This window comes from Pseudoalteromonas gelatinilytica (assembly GCF_001641615.1).
Classification (GTDB): Bacteria; Pseudomonadota; Gammaproteobacteria; order Enterobacterales; family Alteromonadaceae; genus Pseudoalteromonas; species Pseudoalteromonas gelatinilytica.
The window spans coordinates 330,961-351,794 of sequence record NZ_LRRU01000004.1; the positions used below are offsets into that span (position 1 = coordinate 330,961).

The following is a 20,834-nucleotide window of genomic DNA, read 5'->3' on the forward strand; positions in this document are numbered from 1 at the left end:
TATATTAGCGGCATTAGAAAAATGTAATGGAATTGATGATGTTTAACAAAAATAGCAAACTCACACCTTTTAAAGCGCTCGAATACAGTAAAAAACTTTGGTTTATTAGCCTGCTAATGGCGCAAACTTGCTTTGTGATTTACCTCATTCTTGGTTATGGAATGACAGGGTTAACTACAGGTCTGTCAGGTTGGAACCGACTTAATAACACCGCCTATGTTGCTAATGATGCCACAGGGAATTTGATGTATGCAGTGCATGTATTATTTGCGGTAGCGATGATCCTTGGCGGAAGCTTACAGCTGATTGAAAAATTGAGAGCAAAATACAGAGCATTTCATCGCTACAATGGCCGTGTATTTGTTGTTTTAGCTTGCTGTATTTCATTTGCTGGCATGTATTTAATGATAGTAAGGGGCACCGTTGGTAATACCTTAATGCATGCGCTGACAATGTTTGGCGGCTTAGTGGTTATTGTATCAAGTATATTTGCAGTGAAAACTGCGCGGGCGCGTAACTTCAATGCCCATCAAAAGTGGACTATACGGTTATATCTTGCGGCTAATGGTGTGTTGTTTTTTAGATTACTGATATTTGCATGGTTTTTAGTATTTGGCACCTTAGGCGTCGATACCGCTACATTTACAGGGCCTGCCGTGCTTGCCGTTAGCCTTTGCTCTTACTTAGTACCACTTTTAATAGCCGAACTTGTCCGCTATGCAGCTCGCACAAATATTACGTTTATCACTATCGGCACTGCCTGTTTGATGACACTAATATCAATCGTGTTCTTAATCGGCTTATTTGGGGTGACTTTGGCAAACTGGTACCCTGCGATTGCTGGCTAAATAACTCTCATACAATAAAGCCACCTAAGTTGGTGGCTTTATGAACTTCATTTACGTCACTATAAAATTAATACAGTTCAAATAGTGGACGGCCATTTTCGTCGTATTTTACTTCCATAACACGAGCATGGCGGTTTGGATCGTAAAGCGGATCTTTTACAATCTCTTCAAGTGGACGAGTGTCTGTTTTTGGCACCACACTTGGTTCACCAACTGCGTGCTCATAGTCACGAGCATGGTAAATACACAGTGGTGTTTCACCATCTTCAGCCACTGTAAAACAGTTATGACCTGGTCCAAAAATGTTCTTTTCAACACTTGTTTCAAGCACAGGCATACGTGTTTTAGTCCACGAGTTACGATCAAGTAAATCGCTGTTTTCATCGGCTTCCATATAACCCATGCAGTAACATGCACCTGTTGCGCTTGCAGAGAAAGCAATGAAGATTTTACCGTTATTTTTAAGCACTGCCGGGCCTTCGTTTACCCAAAAGTCGACACGTTCCCAATCGTAATCTGGTGTCGTCAGCATAAACTGCGCTGTTTTTAGTTTAATAGGTGATTCCATCTCAGCTAAATACAGGTTTGATGCCGCAAACTGGCCGCCAGTTTTCTCTGCCCAGCAGAAGTAACGCTTACCGTTATTTTCAAAAATAGTGGCATCTAAAGAAAAATCAGTGAACGACTTTTCATCGCCCTCAGCCGCTTGCATCATGCCAAGTTCAACCCACTCATCATTTAGCGGATCTTGACCTTTACACTCAAGCACATACGGGCGTAATGCCCAGATATCATCTTCTTCACTGGCTGCAAAGTAGATATACCATTTGCCATCGAGGTAATGAATTTCAGGCGCCCAGATATGACGGCTCATCGGGCCGCTGTCATGTTTAAACCAAATATCAAAGGTTTCAGCGTCTTTTAAGCCCTCTAATGTCGCAGACTTACGAAGTTCAATGCGATCATAAGTTGGTACAGAACCGGTAAAATAATAAAAACCATCGCTGTGCTTATGCACAAATGGATCGGCACGCTGCTCTACTAACGGACTATTTGTTTGTAATGTCATCTTGAAACCTGATCGTTAAATTTTAATTTGTATTATTTTATTACTTTTAAACAAGAACACAAATATAACATCATTTTTAACAGACAGTGAAAAGAAATGTAAGGACAAACTATAAGCTGTCCAAGTTTTATTGGCGAAAGTTAAGGAATAGCATTACACGGCATAGGTTTAACATGGAGCAGCAAGCTTAAGGCTTTATAGGAAAACTAAAACCTCAAACTTGCTTGAATAAAAAGGGGGATCCCCATCCACCCTTGATTTAGATATCGCTAGAGCGATTTGGCTTTATATATTTTCTTGGCTTTTTTCGAGAGCACTACATCAACAGGCATAACATCGCCCGACACTTTTTTAACTGTTAAGGTATGCGCTCCCGCTGCTAAATCATGTTTTTCAAACACAATACTTTGTACTTGGCGATAGTTATTACCATCGAAAATAGAGAATATGCCTTGTGATTTACCATCTAAAATAACTTCAACGTCACCATGGTTAATGTCTTTCGAAGTCGCAAAGACAATACTCGAACCACTAAAGTCATAACTAAACGACGCACCATTGACAGTAGTCATGTGCAAATCTTGTTGGTATTCGCCAGTATTAGTTTGCTCAGATCTCACCCAGTTGCCATTTTCGCTATATTTAATTCGAAGGTCATTATCGTTTATCAGCTCGAGGCCTGAATAGGTGGTATCACTTGTTGTGCCTACCGTGTTTCCTACCGTTTGAATTTGCACTAAGCGGTCAACTAACCAACTGCCATTTGGATTAATGGCCACGTCTAAGGTCGTCACCCCCCCAGCCCTTGCAATGTCTTTTACTCGGTTTGCTACTTCATTATTGCTGTATTTTAAGCTGCGTTTAACTTGTCCCCAGCCACCAAATAATGGGTCTTCTTGTGAGGTATACGTAAAGCCATGCCACTGTACTTTTGTACCGATCGCCGTGGTTACTTCACCTGATTTTGGAATAGGCGGCAGTTCATTATGCTCACCTTGGGTGTAGTTACTTTGCGGATCGTTTGGAATAAAGCTGTACTCAAAACCATCACTAATCGTGATCACAGCATTCGGGTTACCACTACGCACTGATTTCGCAAGCTGATCTGCAACAGGGTAAGCATTATTAGCCGCAAGTTCTTGCTCCGACTCTTGGGCTTGATACCAACCGTCAAACCACCAACCGGCAATATTGTCACCCCACGTTTGTGCTCTTTCACTCACAAAGCCATTGATAAACCAGTCTGGGTATGGCGCTTTCACTTTTTTGCCCGTCCATCTATCACCTAAGTGTGAAGGTAGATATGCAATTAGCTTGATGCCTTTTGCTTTAAGCGCCAGCGCCAGATCCAGAACAAGGTCACGGGTTGGCGTGTAATCAGCCTGATTAGAATTAACCTGTGTGATACAACCCGGTGCAATCTGTTTACTTGGACATGCCGGTGAGTGCAAATCGTAAATATCACTGGTCGTCGACAGGTAACCGCGGTTTTGGGTAATGGTAAAAATTACATACCGATAACCAAGTTTGGCTGCTTTATCCGCGTATTGGTTAACATCAAAACCATTAACGTAGTTATTCCACTCGTTATAGTCTGTGATTTGATACCATGCATTATCTAACGTGCCACCAGCAAGATAGTGATGACTAATCCCCCACTTGGCATCTTGCATCCATTTAACTTCTTTAGGTAACTCGGCAGCACCCACACTAATACTACTTGCTAAGGCAACACCCGATATGATTTTATGGATTTTACTATTCATAACAACTAAACCACATGAAAACGAAGAATGTAACGAGCTTATTAAATTTACAAATGAGCAACAATTAAATTACACAACAACAAGCAACTACCACTCATTCGTTTCATATCTAACACTTTAAAACTATTGGCATTTCAAAAATAAAACATTCTTATCAATATGAATTTTCTTATTTACCAATCAAAACTTGTTAATAAAAAAGCCATACGATGCATGTTTAAAAACAACGTATGGCTTGCGACACAACTAGGAGTTTAAATTGTTATACTTCTTGCCTTAATGAGGCTATCACTTTTGGCATTTTACGCTTTACAACCCAACCAGAGGCCACAATCACAATTAAGTAATAGCCAAAGGTTTGCCAATCTTCAAATAAGGCATTACCAATACCGAGCAGTAGCGAATAAATAAACGCAATGCTCGCAACACAGGCTATGGCGTTATCTTTAATCCCCGCCGCAATCGGTTCAATACCGGTTAAATCTCTGACTTTTTTCCAGCCGCGGCCATGGATTTTTAAACGGCTATAAAATTCGATAGTTTTCGGGCTTGGGGTTTTACTTGAGGTTATTAAGGTAACAACTAAGCACACAACCAAGGTTGTTATCGTGGTTGCTAGCATACGCACTGCAAACCACTTAGCCTCGCCTTCATCGGGTAGTATGTACATCATCGCATTACCGACAATAACGGCAGTAATAAGCGCGCTAATTTCTGACCACACATTTATTCGCCACCAATACCAGCGGGCAATAAGTACCACAGAGATGGGAATGATGATTACCGAAATATATTCATAAGCGCCGAGAATACTCTCAAGTTGGGTCGTTACAATCAGCGCAAAAAGAGTTAGTACTAACATACTGACGCGAGCTGCCTTGATGTAATGGGCTTTTTCGCGGCCTTTTACTAAGTAAGGCTCGTAAACATCATTGACTAAATAAGACGAGCCCCAGTTCAGCTGTGTATCAAGGGTACTCATAAAAGCAGCAAGTAAAGAGGCAACCATAATGCCTTTTAAGCCAACAGGTAAAAACTCATCGATCATCATTGGGTATGATTGCTCTGCATCTACCAACGACGGGAAGTAAACCAGTGAGGCAACACCCACGATAATCCATGGCCAACTTCTTAACACCAAATGGCAAAATGCAAACCAATATAAGCTTAACATGGCATCTTTTTCACTACGGGCAGCCAGTGTGCGTTGTAAGAAAAAACCAAACCCGGGCGCGTAATTTAGCCAGCCGATACACACTAAAATAACAAAAGTCGCAGTTTTAAGATCCCACTCAAAATCGGGGATCATTTTTAGTGTATCGCTATTAAACCCAGGAGATGCCTCAACCGCTGCAACGATGCCACCGTGATCTTGTAAGTCGACATAAACGATAACTGCTAATACCACAGAGCCGACAATGGCTAAAGCAAACTGAATTAAATCGGTATACACAACACCATATAAGCCAGACATCGCGGTATACACGACCGCTGCAACAGCTAGCACAATCAAAATAAGCGTGGTCGCTGTAATGGCACCAAACAGAGGAATGTCGAACAAGGGTTCGGGGGAGAGTCCTAAAATCACCACAATAATTTTCGACATAGCGAGAGTCACCGAAGCAATAATAATACAGTTAACAAATACACCATCAAAAATAGCTTTAAAAATTCGCAAAAAATCAGTGGCTAAGCTCTTATCATAACGCTGTGAAATTAGCTCAATTTCGGTGAGTGCTTTTGATCTTCGCCACAAATTAGCAAAGAAGAACACCGAAATAATCACGCCAATTACACTTACCCACCAAATCCAGTTTGCGTAAATGCCTTGCTCTCGCACTGCCCCTGCTACAAACAAGGGTGTATCAGATGAAAAGGTGGTGGCCACCATGGATGTGCCTGCGATATACCAAGGTAAAGAACGCCCTGCGACAAAAAAATCAGCCGTACTTTCACTGGCCTTTTTTGTAAAGAGCATTCCGATAACAACCGCTGCTACTACATAAAATGCAACTATTAACCAATCAATTAAGACCATGTGAATCCCCCAATGTGTTTTAATTTTTATTTAGGTAGCTATCAAATTTTTTCCATGTTTCTGTCATATCGATAATCGAACCTGTTTGCCTAGCTTCATCTAACTTGATGGCGGTGAGCCCCGCTTGCAAAGCGTCAACAATGGATACCGGTAAAGGAGTCCCCCTTTCAAAAAAGGCAATCCAATCTGCCGCCATTTCTTCTTCAGCGCCGTAGTGCATCGAAATTGAATCATCGTGTAAGTACGTTTTATCAATCAATGCCCCTGAGGTAATACAGTCATGCACTTTGAAATAGTTACGCACAAAGTCACCTTCAGCCATACCGAGTGTGCCAAATACACTAAAGTGTCGGTAATCGTTCGGTACATTTAAGTTAGTATGAAAACTCAGATTTATGCCATTTTCATATTGAATCAGTGCAGTTTGGTGATCCACCAGCTCAGAATCGTTATCAAACACTTCATCTATGCCATTCCAGCGCGACTTGCGCTGATGATAGACAGGATGCTTGCCTAAGTGCTTGTTCTCAGGCGTGAAGGTTCTTCGACCGCCAAAACTGGCAAGTTTAGCTGGGCGACTTTTCACAATGCCCTGATAAAGATCTAAGTCGTGACAGCATTTTTCTAATAAGAAGCCGCCCGAAAGTCCCTGATGTCTGCGCCAATCACGCATAAAAAACGCACCATGCTCTGGCGGAATATGCTCTGATGCCTCAATACTGGTGATTTCACCCAGTAATTTAGTTGATAAAGCCGCGACTAAATCTTTATATAAAGGCGCATAACGTAGCACCATACCCACTAAAATTTTATCGAAGGCATTATGTTTAGCGATAAGCTCGAGTACGTCGTAGGTCTGTTGCTCAGACATTACAATAGGTTTCTCTGCAAAAATGAGTAACCCTGCTTCAATGCCGAGTCGTAGGTGCTCTAAATGCATATGATTTGGAGAGCCAATCATCAACATATCAAGCTGCTCATTTTGCAACAAATCTGCAAGTTCGTCATAAGCGCGCATCGAGATACCATGCGACTGCATGTACTCAACTTTTACAGACTCAGGGTCGGCATATGCTACCAAATCAAAATTTGGAATAAGCTCATGCATCACTTTGGCAACATAACTTAATCGGTCACCTAAACCACAAATTCCTACTTTCACAATTTTATTCCTACAAGGCACGTTAATAACTCACGTTAGTTACCTTGCGCTTAAACAGTCAATCACTTGTCTGCGCTTTGTGAAGGGGATTTTTTTTATGAAATTCGGCTCAACATGGGTTTTACATACAAAACAATCTTCAATTTGTTCAAACTCTAATTAGCTGTACGTTAAAAAACCTTAATTACCGAGAGGCGGCATATTCACTCACTTTGGTAACAAAAATTTTACGCAAATCATTATTTGGAAATGGCTTCAACTACTTAATTTTTAAATAAAAATCAGAAACGGTTTATTGACCAAATCAAAACAGTTGGGATATACAAACTACTTTATTACCAAGTTCAGGTGATATTTCAGTGCATAAGTGTTCTTTGAGACTACACTTATGTATAAGGTTTTAAGCTAAGAATAAGTAATTAGAAGTACCCAATGACAGAGAAAGAAACTAAATATAAAGCGCCCGCTCTTGAGAAAGGCATGGCGATAATAGAATTACTCGCAAGAACCCCGGAAGGGTTAAATCTGACACAAATTTCTGACTCATTAGGGAAATCAAAAGCTGAAATTTTTCGTATGGTGGCGGTGCTAAATGACCTCCACTACCTTGAGTTTTTTCAAACTGAACGTGTTTATAGACTCTCACTTAAGCTTTATCGGCTTACGCATCGCTACGCACCAGTTCACCACCTGAATAATGTTGCCTTCCCTATCATTCAAGAGCTGTGTAGTGACATTCAACAATCTTGTCACTTAGTGGTGTATTCAGATGGTGGTGGATTAATTTTATCGCATCAAGATTACGACACTAACAGTAACTGCTTAACCCTACCTGTTGGAGGAAGAGGACCCCTTACCGATAACTGTGCAGGCCATGTGCTATTAGCGTTTGCATCGTACGATAACCGTGAACGAATGCTCAAAGCCTACCAAGAAAATCATCCCGAATTATCCCTCGATTTAATGGCACTGCGAAATATTTGGCTACGCGTAAAAGAACAAGGTCACGAAGCCATGCCAAGCCCAGTTCTCGCTGGCGTATATGATATTGGCGTGCCTATTTTCGATTATTATCATAATGCTGTCGCTGTACTGCTCACCTCAATTCTTATGTACCGAGACGAATCGCGTAATGCAGATTTTGAACATGTGATAAAAAAGTTAAAAGAAACCTCACACCTTATTTCACAGAAAATGGGCTTTGACGAAGAGGCCTAAAGGATGTTTTTTTTCCTAATGATCCCGCCATCGTACAAATTTAAATGCCTATTTTTACCCTTTTGGCATCAGCAGTTTTTTTGGTGAATGCCTAGCTTATTAATACTATTTTAGGAATTTTCCCAAAATAACAATTAACACAATAGCAACCATTTTGTTTCATTTATAAAACATCATTCTTGGCGAAATTTTAACTAAGAAATCTAGATAACGCAGACTGCAAAGCGCGTTGACGGTTTTTTAGTCTTTATATATCACTGAATGGACATTTGAACATTCACGAGAATAATTCGCCAAGAGCGATGGGGGTCAATATGATGAAATTCACCAAAAGCCAAATAGCCTTATCTGTTGCTTTATCCCTGATGGGTAGCACAGCAATGGCAGAGGAAAGCAGTACAGCTAAGGATGTTGCACAAGATGATATTGAAGTAATCGCTGTCAGCGGTGTGAGACTAAGTTTAAAAGAAGCTATCGCAACCAAGCGTGGCTCTGACAAAATTCTCGACTCAATTGCCGCTGAAGATATGGGTAAATTCCCTGATGAAAACGTCGCGCAGTCTTTGCAGCGTGTTCCAGGTATTTCAATTGACCGTCCTCGCGGTAGCCCAAATGGCGGTACCAATGGTAGTACCGATGGTCGACTAGGTGGGCAATATGTACAAATTCGTGGCTTACCTGTTGATTTTACGCAGGTTACTTTAAATGGTCGCTCTTTAGCATCTGGCCGTAGCATTGGCCGTCAGTTTTCTTTAGATGTGTTGCCCTCAGAGCTTATTGGTCAGTTAGACGTTTATAAAACAGTGTCAGCAGATCAACTAGAAGGCGGTATTGGTGGTAATGCAGACATTAAAACCCGCAAACCACTGGATGCAGATGAAGTTGGCTTTTCTGGTGCTTGGTCAGCCGAAGGTGTATACAGTGAGCTGCCAGATTCAACCGACCCACGTCTTTCAGGCATTGTGAACTGGAAATCAGACGATGAAAAACTTGGCGTACTGGTTGGTGTCACGTACTCAGAACGTCAAACCCGTGAAGACGAATACTTCTCTTGGGGTAATGTAAACTTTGGCCCAGGTACGGGGGATGGTGTTGAAATTCGCCCTGATCTTGCCACAGTGCCAGGTGGTACGAATGATGGCAGTATCGATTACCCTAACTCTCTTTACCCTATCGAACCGCTGACTCAATACTATGGTGATGAGCGCACTCGTACTGGTTTAAATGCTGTAATTGAATTTCAACCTAGCGATGAGCTTAACATTACCTTCGATGGTTTATATGCAACATTCGATGTAGATGAAACAGCATTACAGTTACCTGCTCGTTTCCAATTCCGTGGTCCACAAGACCCGAGCCTGTGGGTTGCAGCCGACCTAAATGACCCGAATGGTCGTGGTGTTGGCGGTATTTTCCCATTCCTCGTAACCGAAGCTGTGGTAGAAAACGATAACCTGGTTTATGCCGTTGCACCGCAAACTCAGTTTAGAAGCGTATCTGAATTAACGAAGATGGAATCAGACACACTTGCCGTGGGCACTCATGTAAACTGGGCACCGAATGAAGATTGGATCCTCGACTTTGATCTTGGTTACTCTAAAGGTGAGCAATCTCGCGACCTTAAAAGTGTGCTGTTACAAGCGTTTGCTGATGTAGTGTATGATGCACGTAACCCAGATAACGGCATTCCTGACCTTTATGTTACAGGCACCGACTTAAATGACCCAGATAACTACCGAGTGGCATTTGGTAACTCCAATGCACGTGACGTAAAAGATACATCTCTGTCGTTTTCTGTTGATGCTAAGTATTTCTTAGACAATGACTACATCACAAGTCTAGAAACAGGTGTACGTTATACTCAGCGCTCAAAAGAAATCAAAGCCTATGTAGGCAACAGTTTTACTGGTTCAAATGGCGTACCAGCAGTATTACCTACTTCAGCAATTAACCTACTTGATTTCCCGGTTGATGACTTTTTAGGTGAAGCACCAAACGCTAATGTTATCCGCAGCTTTGTAATTGGTGATCCGGTTGATTTCCACAATAAATACGGTGTTGAAAGACAATTCGATAGTATCAGCTCGTTTAAAGTTGAAGAAGATATTGCAGCAGCGTACGTAAAAGCGAATATGGCCTTTGATGTTGCCGATATTCCAGTTAAAGGTAATGTGGGTGTACGTGCGGTAACAACCGACGTTGAAGCAACAGGTGCATTGCCAGTTGAAATCGTTATCCGCAGTGCCGGTGATTTCGATGTAGTTGGTGAAACCAGCTCAACAGGCAGTAGCTACACCAATGTGTTACCAAGCTTAAGCTTAAATGCTGAATTAACTGACGAAGTGTACTTACGCTTTGGGGCTAGCAAAACAGTAACGCGCCCTACGCTTTCGCAGTTATCGCCGCGTTTTACTTTTAGCACCACCACACTCACAGGCTCTGCGGGTAACCCAGCTCTAGAACCATTTGAGTCTGATTCACTCGACTTATCACTTGAGTGGTATTTCAACGATACAGGTTTAGCGAGTGTTGCTTTGTTCCAAAAAGACATTGATGGCTTTGTGTTTAACTCAAGCTCACCAGAAACAATTGCCGGAATTGACTGGGCATCGGTAGACCGTCCACGTAATGCGGCATCGGCAACAATTAATGGTGCAGAGCTTAGCTTCCAAACCACCTTTGACTTCTTACCAGCGCCATTCGATGGCCTAGGTATGTTAGCAAACTATACTTACACAGACAGTGACACTGACTTCGGTGATGGCTTTGAAGGTCAAACATTCAGCTACACTGGCTTGTCTAAAAATGTATATAACTTAGTTGGTTACTATGAAAAAGGCCCTGCGTCAGTACGTTTATCTTACAACTACCGTGAGAAATACTTACTAGAACCTTCATTTGGTTTCTTCGCTGGCCCTCGTCATGTAAACGACTACCAACAGCTTGATTTAAGTACGTCTTACAAAATCAATGACAACTACTCATTGACCTTTAATGTGACCAACTTAACCAATGAGCGTTTCGACCGTTACTTTAATAACGACGAATCAATCATTGCGACAACCAACTTCACAGGTCGCCAATACTTCGTAGGTATTCGCGGAACCTTCTAACCAATTATGTTGTTGTAGGTGATGAGCCTAACCCAAAGCCTCCTTAAGGAGGCTTTTTTTGTTAGGAAAGTATTCTTATTGAACCTGAAATAACAACAATATAGAATAAATAATTTAATATAGGGATATAACAATGAAAATACTCTTTACCCTTTGCGTTTTACTCTTACTTTTCGGTTGCGGCGGTGGAGGCGGTGGCACTGAAATCTCAGACGATTCATCGAATAATAATATTTCAATTCAACCAGAGAATGACTACACAGATGATGAATCAATCATACTCCTCTTAGGTGCAATGAGTTTAGCCGAGGGTGCTTTACAAATCAGTGACATTATCAGTGCTGAGTTTAATTACTTTTACTTATCTAATGACATTATTAATTACCGAACCTGTGAAAACAACGGTAAGGTTGCTTGGAATCATTCATCAACAACCCCTTCAAAAGGTCAATTAGTTCTAGACTTTCAGAACTGCTTACTAACTTATTTCCCGAACAAAAGTTACGAACAAGAAAGGTTTAATGCTAATGGTCAAGTTACTCTTAATTACGAAATATTAAGCACTACAGATTCCAACCTAAATGACTATCGGAAACCAGGGGTGGTAAAATATAGCTTGGATGTAACTCATAGTGTATTGAGTATTTCCGAGCCCCTCCCAAATAGACCACAGGTTTTCATTGAATTTGAGTTTGCATTAACATCAGAGCAAGAATGGAATACTAATGAATATAATATAAATACTGATGGTTATCGCAATCGTGAAATTATAATAGAATCTTTCTACGCTCCTATTATTACAAATAATTATGACTCACTAACTAATACCAACATCTCTCAAAGCTTCGAAGAAAGTGATACAAATTATAATGGAGAAAGCTATAAAATGACCTTAGAAGGTCAATTTTTGTCTGGTTTTGATAACACAACTTGGCAAATGGAGAGTAATTACGAAATTAGTCTAGCCGGCGGTTCACCAACAGGAAGAACATCAATTAATAACGAAAACAATTTAGTAGTTGGAGTCGCTGACAATTTTGAAATGAGCTTATTATATAATCAAAATATTCTAGGCTATGCTCTAATATATGACTTATTTGATACCGACACTCTTTGGTATTTAAAAGGAAATAAAGAATTAACCGATAATACTCAAAGGATAACCCCCCTTACCATTATTGAAAGCAATGAAGATACATTCAATATTTTTGATGATTCACAGCAATTAGAACTCACTTATAATAAAATAATTGATGAAGCATATATAGATTTATTCAACCTTGAAAACTACTTTGCTTCAACTGGCTCTGCTACTTTTGAAGTTTTAGATAATAAGTTAATTATAAAACCGCCAAAAAATGAAGAAGACAATGTAATTGGCATTACAGTTCAAGTTGGTAGTAAGTTTTCCATAGATCATAATATATACAAATTCACCTATGACCGATTTAATCGAGGCGAATTTAGCTATGGCCTTGGTACATACCTACCAACAAAAAATATATTTTTATCATCCAATAGTAGCACTTGGTTAGAAAAAAATGAGCAGGGTAAAATCACTAATGTATTTCATGGACATAATTCTTTTGGAAGACTTTGTTACGACAAACAAAATAAATACCTCATTCTGGAACAGGATTACCGAGAGAAACACATTAAAGTTGATATTGATACCTATGAACTTTTAGATGAATATCCAAATGCATTCATGACAATAAATAGCATTGATAACTATTGCAATGACGTAAACTATAAACAAAAAACAGGAAGCGCTATAATCGAACAATATACTTTTTCTACTAAGCAAGGCACCGTATTTGAGAATAGTGAGCTCGCATTAACTCATAGAGTCCTACCTAACCCATTATCAAACAACAGCATATACATCCTAGCTAATACAATGCATTATGATGAATCTAAAATACAAGAGTTTACTTTACTAGATAATTCAGCTATCTCAAATGAAAAGTATGTTTATAATTCTGAATTATATAACAATAACAACTTCTTTTTAGTTTCAGAAGAAGAAGGTAGAATTTATACCCCTACACGCATATTGGATCTTTATGATCCATCTTATGTAATACACAAATTCAATGATACATCCATATTATACGTTGATAAAGAAAACCATTTAATAGTTACATACTCTGCAATTTATAACTCTGAAAATTTTGATAAAGTAATGGATTTATCGTTTATAGATAACAACATATTCCTATCTAAGGTTATAAAAACAAATGATAGCTATCATTTTAAACTGAACAACGATGTTGACTTTATTTTAAAGATTAACCAAATAATTAAGTAAAAAATCGGCCCCGTTTAGCAAAAGCACTACTCGGGGCTAATTAAACTATTTCAAATTATCTATCATCACTTGTGCATTATTAACTTCACGGCTCGTTTCAGAAAGTCCTACCTTTGTGGCACCACCCACTAACCAAATTTGGCCTTTTAACGTAACGGCTCCTAAACCGTGACGAGGTGTTTGCCATTCGAAAGTTTTTCGCCATTGCTGCTTGGTTAAATCATAACTAAAAACCTCACGGTCAACTCCTTGGCTATGTTCACCGCCAAACACATAGATAGCATTATTAATAACCGCTGCGGCATGCCCTGCTCGTGCTTTAGGGAGTGCTGCATGTGCTTGCCAAATGTCTTTTTCGGGTAAGTATTCGAGCATGTCAGTGATAGGCTCGCCGCCAACGGTTCTGCCACCTAACACAAACCAACGGCCGTTTACTTGTGCACTTGCCGCACTGTTTCTAGCCGAAGGTAATGGCGCGGCTTCTGTAAATGTGAAGTTGTTAGGATCAAAAACTAAATGCGCACTCACATCTAAACTATGCTGCCATTGCCCATTTTTTTCACTGTGTGGGCTGCGGCCACCAGCTAAATGCACTTTACCATTAAGCACTGCGCCAACCGTTTCACTCAACGCAAAAGGTAAACTCGCCACCTTTTGCCATGCGTCAGCGCCTTCATTGAGCATTAACACATCACGGCTATTGGTCCACTGGCCTTGGCTATTAACAAAACCACCAAAGGCAAATAATCTGTTTTCTACAGCAATTAAATACGTGTGATGACGCCCTTCAGGCAAACTCGGGGCTGATTGCCAACTTGCATACTCGGGTGACCAAAAATGGACTTTTGCGGTCATCTTACCCGCTGATGCTGGCAGCTCGGTAGAGATACCCCCTGCAACCCAAATCTGTTGATTCATGACTGCTGGGTAAATTTCTTGAATAGCCTCAGGGAGCTCAGGTGCTAGCACCTCCTCTGCCGATAACGTATAAGGCAAACACGCCATAAAAAGCGGCAACAGTTTGGTTAATCGCATATAAATCCTTAATAAGCAGTTGATTAGCTAAAGTCTAAGCCAGCTGTACCTATTCGTACACTGCCAAATAGTCTTACTCGAACAACGATTACTATTCCTAAATGACATTGAATTGATATATTATAACAAAACATTTAGCGTATTTTGTTTAATCTTATTAAGGGTCACTACTATGAGCAAACTTCCCGTCACCGTGCTCTCTGGCTTTTTAGGTGCAGGTAAAACCACTGTGCTCAGCCATATTTTAAATAATCGTGAAGACAAAAAAGTGGCTGTAATCGTCAATGATATGAGCGAAATAAACATCGATGCAGCAACAGTTAAAAACGATGTTTCGCTTAGCCGCGGCGAAGAAAAACTAGTAGAAATGAGCAATGGCTGTATCTGCTGCACACTACGTGAAGACTTACTCATTGAAGTACGCGCTTTAGCGCAAACAGGCCAATTTGATTATTTAGTTATCGAATCAACCGGTATTTCAGAGCCCCTTCCGGTTGCCGAAACATTTACCTTCGCTGATGAAGATGGCGTGTCACTGTCTGATGTTGCAAGGCTTGATACCATGGTCACGGTCGTTGATGCCGTTAACTTTTTAAACGACTTTAACGAAGCCAAATTTTTACAAGAAACCAACGAGCATTTAGGCGATGAAGATGAGCGAAGCGTTGCCGACTTACTGATTGATCAAGTTGAGTTTGCCGATGTCATTTTAATTAGTAAAACAGACCTAATTAGCACCGATGAACTTGAGAGTTTAAAAGCCATTTTAAGCTCATTAAATACCTCTGCAGAGCTTATTGCTATTAAGAATGGCCAAGTTGATATCAAAACAATTTTGGGCACGGGCCTGTTTAACTTTGAAAAAGCCCAGCAAGCACCTGGCTGGCTAAAAGAACTTCGCGGCGAACATATCCCAGAAACCGAAGAGTACGGCATTAGCAGCTTTACTTACCAAGCCCGCCGCCCTTTTCACCCTGAAAAGTTTTATAACTTTATTCATAACAATCAACGCGAAGGCAAATTACTTCGCTCCAAAGGCTACTTTTGGTTAGCCTCTCGACCGCAATTTGCCTGCCAATGGAATCAAGCTGGCGGCATAGCCCGCTATGGTTTTGGCGGGATATTTTGGAAAGCCTTATCGAAAGATCAGTGGCCAACAGATAGCGACTACTTAGATTCAATTAACCAAGTATGGCAAGAACCCTTCGGTGATATGCGCCAAGAGCTGGTTTTTATTGGTCAAAGCCTCAATCAAGCAGCGATCATTCAAGCTCTCGATAACTGCTTACTCAGCGACGATGAACTATTAGCAGGCAAAGCGCTTTGGCAAACCCTGCCCGATCCATTTCCTGTTTGGGAGGAAGCATAATGACAGCTTACGCATTTGAACATGATACTGATAACCTCCCAACAACAGTAGCAACGGCATTAAGCCCTGTGGTGTTTTCGCAAATTTATAAACCAGAGCATAACATTGCAATTTGGCAGCGCAGCTTATCAGAGCAGCTGCAAGCAGAGGTAGCCGAGAGTATTGCAGCCAATCCTGATCTCAGTATTAACGCGGTGATCAACGAAGGCTCTATTCGAACTGACATTGATAAAGCCCTCGAAAAACTCCCATCAGCGCAGGAGCTAAAAGCTGATTTGGCAAAGTTAGTTGATATGTTTTGTTATTTATTTGAATTAAAGCGCACCGGATTACGCCTAAGAGTACTTGAACGTGCCATGTGCCCACGTTTTCATGTTGACAGAGTTCCTTGCCGGTTAGTCAGCACCTATTGTGGTAGTGGCTCACAGTGGTTGCAAAATGCAGGACTTGATCGCACAAAACTTGGCGCAGGGCATCAAGGATTAAGCGATGAAGAGTCTGGGTTAATGACAGCAAATACTAAAATCCACTCTCTTAATGTCGGTGACGTAGCACTGCTTAAAGGCGAAACTTGGCAAAATAACGAAGGCAAAGGCCTTGTACATCGCTCACCTGCACTTGCTGCTGGCGAAAAACGATTACTCGTAACCCTCGACTTTATTGCTTAGTGAATGGCAAGCAGCCGTTCAGGAATCAAGAGTTTTAAACAACAAGGAAGTTGTTGCTGCAATCAAAGCTTAGTTATAATCGACTTTTCGACTCGATTTTGGTTTTTAAATGAAAAAGCTTTCTAAAGTACAATTAAAACAGCAAGCCCTTGTATTAAATGTTGCCGATGCCCTTGAAGAGCAAGGTCGCGCAGAGCTCGAAGGTATGTTGCAATGCTGGTTTGATGTGGAATACCACTTATTCCCAGGCTCATTGCTTTTGTGTTTTCAATTTGAAAACCAACAATCACTCGATGCAGCGACCCCAGAGCTATTAAAATGGCAAAAGCGCCTAAGTGGCGCAATGCTAAAAAAAGGCGTGATTTTAAAAGACATGCGCAAGCACTTAGTATTTACCCTAAAAGGCCCAGACGATTAAATGGGATAAGTTGCGGGTTAGCAAGTTAGCAAGAGTGTAGCAGCGATTTTATATCGCGTAGGAATGATTACAGGTGCTAGGTGCTAGGTGCTAGGTGCTAGGTGCTAGGTGCTAGGTGCTAGGTGCTAGGTGCTAACAGCATAGTGTTGGTTTTGGATTCGTAAGGGGGTTCCATACCCAATCGACTTTTTTGTTCGGCGTTAAAACGCCTCCTACATCTCGTATCTCGTATCTCGTATCTCGTCCCTGGGAACTCGTTCCTTTCCCCTTTACTCTTTCCCCTAGCAACTCGCTAACTTGGGTATTTTTATTCTGAGAACGCGGGGTAAACCCGCTGCTACCAGTGCTGCGTTAAAACGTCTCGTATCTCGTCCCTCGGAACTCGTACCTTTCCCCTTTACTCTTTCCCCTTGTAACTCGCTAACTTGTTGGGTTTCACTCCGTTCTACCCAACCTACCGGCTTAAAGCTTTAGTTTTTCCACTCCCATATGCTTCACATGCTCAACCAGCTCAGGGAAAAACGCTAAAAACACTGCGTCTAATTGTTGATAGTGGTGAGCAATATCGTCAGCGGCCCCTGCAAAGTTGTTGGCAAAGCGAATACGCTTGGCGATGTTATCAAGGGCAAGGCCGACCCCATCGAGTGTTTCATATTCTTTAAACCAATCATTGTTGGTCATACTGGTCACAACTTGCTGCATGCGTGAAGGCATCATGCCTTGGCGTGCATTTAAAAGACCATAACTGTGCTGTTTGAAATCAGCCAATGGTTGGTCATTAAAGCGCTGCCAATGCTGAATAAGAAAGTGATCGAATGCTACATCAATTGCGACGCTTGCAAAGCGTTTACGTGCTGGCGAAAAGTACTGTTTAGCCTCTTTTACTAGGGGATGTGAGTCGGTAAACCTATCAACCAAATAATGATTTTCAAGGCCATTTTTAACCGCATTGGGTAACTGTGCTGAATATCGACGCCCACCAAAATCCCCCAGCAAATTACCAAAATGTGAATCAGCCGTCGGTTGTGCTAAATAAAGGTGAGCCAAGTAATTCAACGCATTCTCTAAATTAAGTCATTTTATGCATTGTAAAAGAATACAGGTGAAAGGGTCTAGGGGCACAAGGTGCAAGTTAGCAAGTTAGCAAGTTAGCAAGAGTGTAGCGGCGATTTTATATCGCGTAGGAATGATTACAGGTGCTAGGTGCTAGGTGCTAGGTGCTAGGTGCTAGGTGCTAGGTGCTAGGTGCTAGGTGCTAGGTGCTAGGTGCTAACAGCATGGTTTTGGATTCGTAAGGGGGTTCCATACCCAATCGACTTTTTTGTTCGGCGTTAAAACGCCTCCTACATCTCGTATCTCGTATCTCGTCCCTCGGAACTCGTACCTTTCCCCTTTACTCTTTCCCCTAGCAACTCGCTAACTTGGGTATTTTCAATCTAACTTCTGACGACTGATATCTAATATCTCCATTTCTGTTCGGCGTTAAAACGCCTCCTATAACTCGTATCTCGCCCCTCGAAACTCGTACCTTTCCCCTTTACTCTTTCCCCTTGCAACTCACTACTCGCTAACTTGTTGGGTTTCGCTGCGCTCCACCCAACATACAATAAGAGCTACCCTTTACTCTCCCGCAAACTTTAACATTCGCGTTTGGTCGGTAAGCTCAATATCCACCAGCTCATATGGGGCTTTGGCTGCTTGAGTGACTGCAAAAGGCATGGTGAAACTATCATAGCTATCAATCTGTTTTGCTACTTCAACCGTTGCTAGTTTGATGCGCTCACCTTTATCACCTTTGCCTGTTAAGGTTGCACGAATAGCATAGCGGCCTGAGTCAGTCACTTGCACCGGTACTTTAGCTTGGTATTTATTATTGCCAAGCGCTGTTACTTTGGCTTTATCCATACTGATGGTTTGTGAGCTATGCACAAACGGCATTTTTATTGAGCGTTTTACCGTTTGGCCATTCACTTTAATGTCTACACTGGCCTCAAGCTCATAGTAACCATTTACCGCACCTAAGGTTTCAAGCGGGTAATTAAATACGGCTTCACCATTTTCGTAACGTACATCTAGCTTTTCGCCATCAGGACTTGAAAGCGTTAACTTCACATCACTATCTTTAAAGCGCTTTTTACCCATACTAAGCTGCATAGCAACACGTTGTTGCTGATCTTTCACTTTAAACTGCGATTTAGCATGCAAAGCATTGCTCGATCCTTTTTCAATCACATGCAGCAAGTAGGTGTCGTTATCATTAAGCGCTTGGCTTGTTCTTAACATTGCTTTGCCATTTACCTGACCTAGCTTTAATCCAACACTGCCATCGCTAAATCCTGCATTTTCCATTTGTTCTTGTGCAACCATGGCTTGCATTGGCATTTGTCTAAAGTTGTCATCACGCACCGACAGTTTATCTAGCTGTAAGTCATGAGGTTTAAATACTTCGCCGCTATCAAAACGTGCTTTTGGTGCAATGCGAATAAAGTTATCAGCTTGGTTTACAAAGACTGGCACGCCGCGCTTAAGCTCTTTACCCGAAACCTTCTGCCAATATTCAACACTGTCTTTTTCTAATGTTTCAAGTTGAGCGTTCGCTGCTGGTTGAACTTGAGGAAACTGATAAACCGTTTGCTCATTAGCCTGTGCTGCGTTGCTTACAAGCATCATTGCAGCAGCGAGTGTGGTTAACTTATTAATCATAGCGGGCTCCTAAATTCGATTTTTAAGCATGTCTGGCAAACCAAAACAATTGCGTCGACTTTGCTGATGACTCAAAGGTTCACTGCCTTTGGTTCGTGATTTATCGGTAAACCACACTACCCCAGCTAACGACTGAGAACTGCAATTTAAAAAGCCATCTGAGCAGCTATCTAACCAATTTTGTGTCACTTCTAGGGCGACTTGGTTTTGGTATCCGCCGCAATAGCTGTCGCTATCCCATACCGCAGAATCAACATCACTGCCCACCACGGTTTCGAATCGAGACGGTAAGCTTGGGCGGTTCGGTGTGCCGTATAGCCACTGTGCGTTATACGACGCCATCCAAGACACTTGCTGTTGTTTTACTGCATCATTGCCATAACCTAATAACCAACCCAAGCTTTGCTCGAACGAATTGCCCGCAATGACTGCATCAGCCAACGGTGTGCCACCGCTTGAAGGAGCCAGAGCAATAGTGCGCGTGACTTTGCTAATGATATTTGGATAACGGCTATCCCACGTTGGGTTAGATAAAATCCAGCGCACCACGTTGCCACCGTTAGAGTGAGTGATCAGGGTTAAATCTGTGATGTTTTTATTATTGATAAATGTAGTGAGCTGCCCAGCTAAACAGCCAGATGCCGCATCTGCCCACATATATTGCTCGAAGTCACAATTAATAACGGTGTAATTACTACTGTTTGGCACACCTTGGCGAACTGTGTCAACAAAACTGCCTGTCCAATAGTCATTATAAGCATCGCTTTGTTGGCCTGTACCGTGCACAAATGCGACTCCTTGCGCAGCAAAAGCACTGTGGCTGATACCCGCTGCCAACATTAAAGCTGGCACTAGTGAGAGTGTTTTTATTTTCATGTGTGTTCCTGTTGATTGTAATTTTATCTATCAGGTTGGAGGAGTGACCTCCGACCAAAAACATAGACCAAACAGGTACGAAAGCAAGAATAAATTTACATTAATTTAACTTTTGTGCGTTTTTTAAGTACAAATTATTAGATTTTAGGAGAAAAAAGGGAGGCGAGGTGCGAGGTGCGAGGTGCGAGATGCGAGATGCGAGATGCGAGATGCGAGATGCGAGATGCGAGATGCGAGATG

Annotated in this window: 15 protein-coding genes; 7 read left to right on the top strand and 8 right to left on the bottom strand. The window is 41.5% G+C overall.

What is annotated here, in order from left to right; translation table 11 throughout:
• Positions 1-35 precede the first annotated feature (35 nt).
• The gene (locus NH153_RS02065; protein ID WP_240494344.1) at positions 36-848 is read left to right on the top strand and encodes a DUF2306 domain-containing protein; all 813 of its coding nucleotides are present in this window, start codon (positions 36-38) and stop codon (positions 846-848) included.
• Positions 849-915: 67 nt separating this feature from the next.
• Here NH153_RS02065 and NH153_RS02070 read toward each other — a convergent pair whose 3' ends face one another.
• The 4 genes from NH153_RS02070 to NH153_RS02085 form a co-directional block, all read right to left on the bottom strand.
• On the bottom strand, positions 916-1,917 hold the full coding sequence (locus NH153_RS02070; protein WP_058585593.1) for a family 43 glycosylhydrolase: 1,002 nt from the start codon (positions 1,915-1,917) through the stop codon (positions 916-918).
• Between the two features lie 269 nt (positions 1,918-2,186).
• Positions 2,187-3,683, bottom strand: coding sequence for a hypothetical protein (locus NH153_RS02075; RefSeq protein ID WP_063700478.1), 1,497 nt, complete (start codon positions 3,681-3,683; stop codon positions 2,187-2,189).
• Between the two features lie 262 nt (positions 3,684-3,945).
• On the bottom strand, positions 3,946-5,721 hold the full coding sequence (locus NH153_RS02080) for a sodium:solute symporter family protein (protein WP_063700480.1): 1,776 nt from the start codon (positions 5,719-5,721) through the stop codon (positions 3,946-3,948).
• 19 nt (positions 5,722-5,740) lie between these two features.
• A complete protein-coding gene (locus tag NH153_RS02085) occupies positions 5,741-6,883 on the bottom strand; it encodes a Gfo/Idh/MocA family protein (protein ID WP_063700481.1) in 1,143 nt (380 codons plus the stop codon).
• Between the two features lie 432 nt (positions 6,884-7,315).
• On the opposite strand from NH153_RS02085, the gene NH153_RS02090 reads away from it, so the two are divergent.
• From NH153_RS02090 to NH153_RS02100, 3 genes are all read left to right on the top strand, one after another.
• Complete coding sequence (locus NH153_RS02090; protein WP_063700483.1) at positions 7,316-8,101, top strand: IclR family transcriptional regulator; 786 nt, start codon at positions 7,316-7,318, stop codon at positions 8,099-8,101.
• A gap of 314 nt (positions 8,102-8,415) precedes the next feature.
• The gene (locus tag NH153_RS02095) at positions 8,416-11,214 is read left to right on the top strand and encodes a TonB-dependent receptor (protein WP_063700485.1); all 2,799 of its coding nucleotides are present in this window, start codon (positions 8,416-8,418) and stop codon (positions 11,212-11,214) included.
• A gap of 133 nt (positions 11,215-11,347) precedes the next feature.
• Entirely contained in the window at positions 11,348-13,525 is a 2,178-nt protein-coding gene (locus NH153_RS02100) for a hypothetical protein (protein WP_063700487.1), read from the top strand.
• Between the two features lie 45 nt (positions 13,526-13,570).
• Here the strand turns inward: NH153_RS02100 and NH153_RS02105 are convergent, their stop codons facing one another.
• Positions 13,571-14,560: a Kelch repeat-containing protein gene (locus NH153_RS02105; RefSeq protein ID WP_082873968.1), complete on the bottom strand. Its 990-nt coding sequence runs from the start codon at positions 14,558-14,560 to the stop codon at positions 13,571-13,573.
• A gap of 172 nt (positions 14,561-14,732) precedes the next feature.
• On the opposite strand from NH153_RS02105, the gene zigA reads away from it, so the two are divergent.
• From zigA to NH153_RS02120, 3 genes are all read left to right on the top strand, one after another.
• Positions 14,733-15,929, top strand: coding sequence for a zinc metallochaperone GTPase ZigA (gene zigA, locus NH153_RS02110; protein WP_063700489.1), 1,197 nt, complete (start codon positions 14,733-14,735; stop codon positions 15,927-15,929).
• Positions 15,929-16,597: a DUF1826 domain-containing protein gene (locus NH153_RS02115; protein ID WP_063700491.1), complete on the top strand. Its 669-nt coding sequence runs from the start codon at positions 15,929-15,931 to the stop codon at positions 16,595-16,597. Before zigA ends, NH153_RS02115 begins: the two co-directional genes overlap by 1 nt.
• Positions 16,598-16,706: 109 nt before the next feature.
• Entirely contained in the window at positions 16,707-17,015 is a 309-nt protein-coding gene (locus tag NH153_RS02120) for a hypothetical protein (protein WP_063700493.1), read from the top strand.
• A gap of 462 nt (positions 17,016-17,477) precedes the next feature.
• On the opposite strand, the gene NH153_RS02125 is transcribed toward NH153_RS02120, so the two are convergent.
• The 3 genes from NH153_RS02125 to NH153_RS02135 all read right to left on the bottom strand — a co-directional run bounded on the left by NH153_RS02125 (position 17,478) and on the right by NH153_RS02135 (position 20,594).
• Positions 17,478-18,071, bottom strand: coding sequence for an acyl carrier protein phosphodiesterase (locus NH153_RS02125; protein ID WP_063700495.1), 594 nt, complete (start codon positions 18,069-18,071; stop codon positions 17,478-17,480).
• Positions 18,072-18,635: 564 nt separating this feature from the next.
• The gene (locus tag NH153_RS02130) at positions 18,636-19,718 is read right to left on the bottom strand and encodes a DUF4785 domain-containing protein (RefSeq protein ID WP_063700497.1); all 1,083 of its coding nucleotides are present in this window, start codon (positions 19,716-19,718) and stop codon (positions 18,636-18,638) included.
• Between the two features lie 9 nt (positions 19,719-19,727).
• Positions 19,728-20,594: a hypothetical protein gene (locus NH153_RS02135; protein ID WP_063700499.1), complete on the bottom strand. Its 867-nt coding sequence runs from the start codon at positions 20,592-20,594 to the stop codon at positions 19,728-19,730.
• Positions 20,595-20,834 lie beyond the last annotated feature (240 nt).

What these genes read in the sequence shown, in the direction of transcription:
- NH153_RS02090 (WP_063700483.1), top strand. Translation starts at nt 7,316, where the DNA reads ATGACAGAGAAAGAAACTAAATATAAAGCGCCCGCTCTTGAGAAAGGC.
- NH153_RS02070 (WP_058585593.1), bottom strand. Translation starts at nt 1,917, where the DNA reads ATGACATTACAAACAAATAGTCCGTTAGTAGAGCAGCGTGCCGATCCA.
- NH153_RS02130 (WP_063700497.1), bottom strand. Translation starts at nt 19,718, where the DNA reads ATGATTAATAAGTTAACCACACTCGCTGCTGCAATGATGCTTGTAAGC.
- NH153_RS02080 (WP_063700480.1), bottom strand. Translation starts at nt 5,721, where the DNA reads ATGGTCTTAATTGATTGGTTAATAGTTGCATTTTATGTAGTAGCAGCG.
- zigA (WP_063700489.1), top strand. Translation starts at nt 14,733, where the DNA reads ATGAGCAAACTTCCCGTCACCGTGCTCTCTGGCTTTTTAGGTGCAGGT.
- NH153_RS02095 (WP_063700485.1), top strand. Translation starts at nt 8,416, where the DNA reads ATGATGAAATTCACCAAAAGCCAAATAGCCTTATCTGTTGCTTTATCC.
- NH153_RS02075 (WP_063700478.1), bottom strand. Translation starts at nt 3,683, where the DNA reads ATGAATAGTAAAATCCATAAAATCATATCGGGTGTTGCCTTAGCAAGT.
- NH153_RS02135 (WP_063700499.1), bottom strand. Translation starts at nt 20,594, where the DNA reads ATGAAAATAAAAACACTCTCACTAGTGCCAGCTTTAATGTTGGCAGCG.
- NH153_RS02120 (WP_063700493.1), top strand. Translation starts at nt 16,707, where the DNA reads ATGAAAAAGCTTTCTAAAGTACAATTAAAACAGCAAGCCCTTGTATTA.
- NH153_RS02100 (WP_063700487.1), top strand. Translation starts at nt 11,348, where the DNA reads ATGAAAATACTCTTTACCCTTTGCGTTTTACTCTTACTTTTCGGTTGC.
- NH153_RS02065 (WP_240494344.1), top strand. Translation starts at nt 36, where the DNA reads ATGATGTTTAACAAAAATAGCAAACTCACACCTTTTAAAGCGCTCGAA.
- NH153_RS02105 (WP_082873968.1), bottom strand. Translation starts at nt 14,560, where the DNA reads ATGCGATTAACCAAACTGTTGCCGCTTTTTATGGCGTGTTTGCCTTAT.
- NH153_RS02115 (WP_063700491.1), top strand. Translation starts at nt 15,929, where the DNA reads ATGACAGCTTACGCATTTGAACATGATACTGATAACCTCCCAACAACA.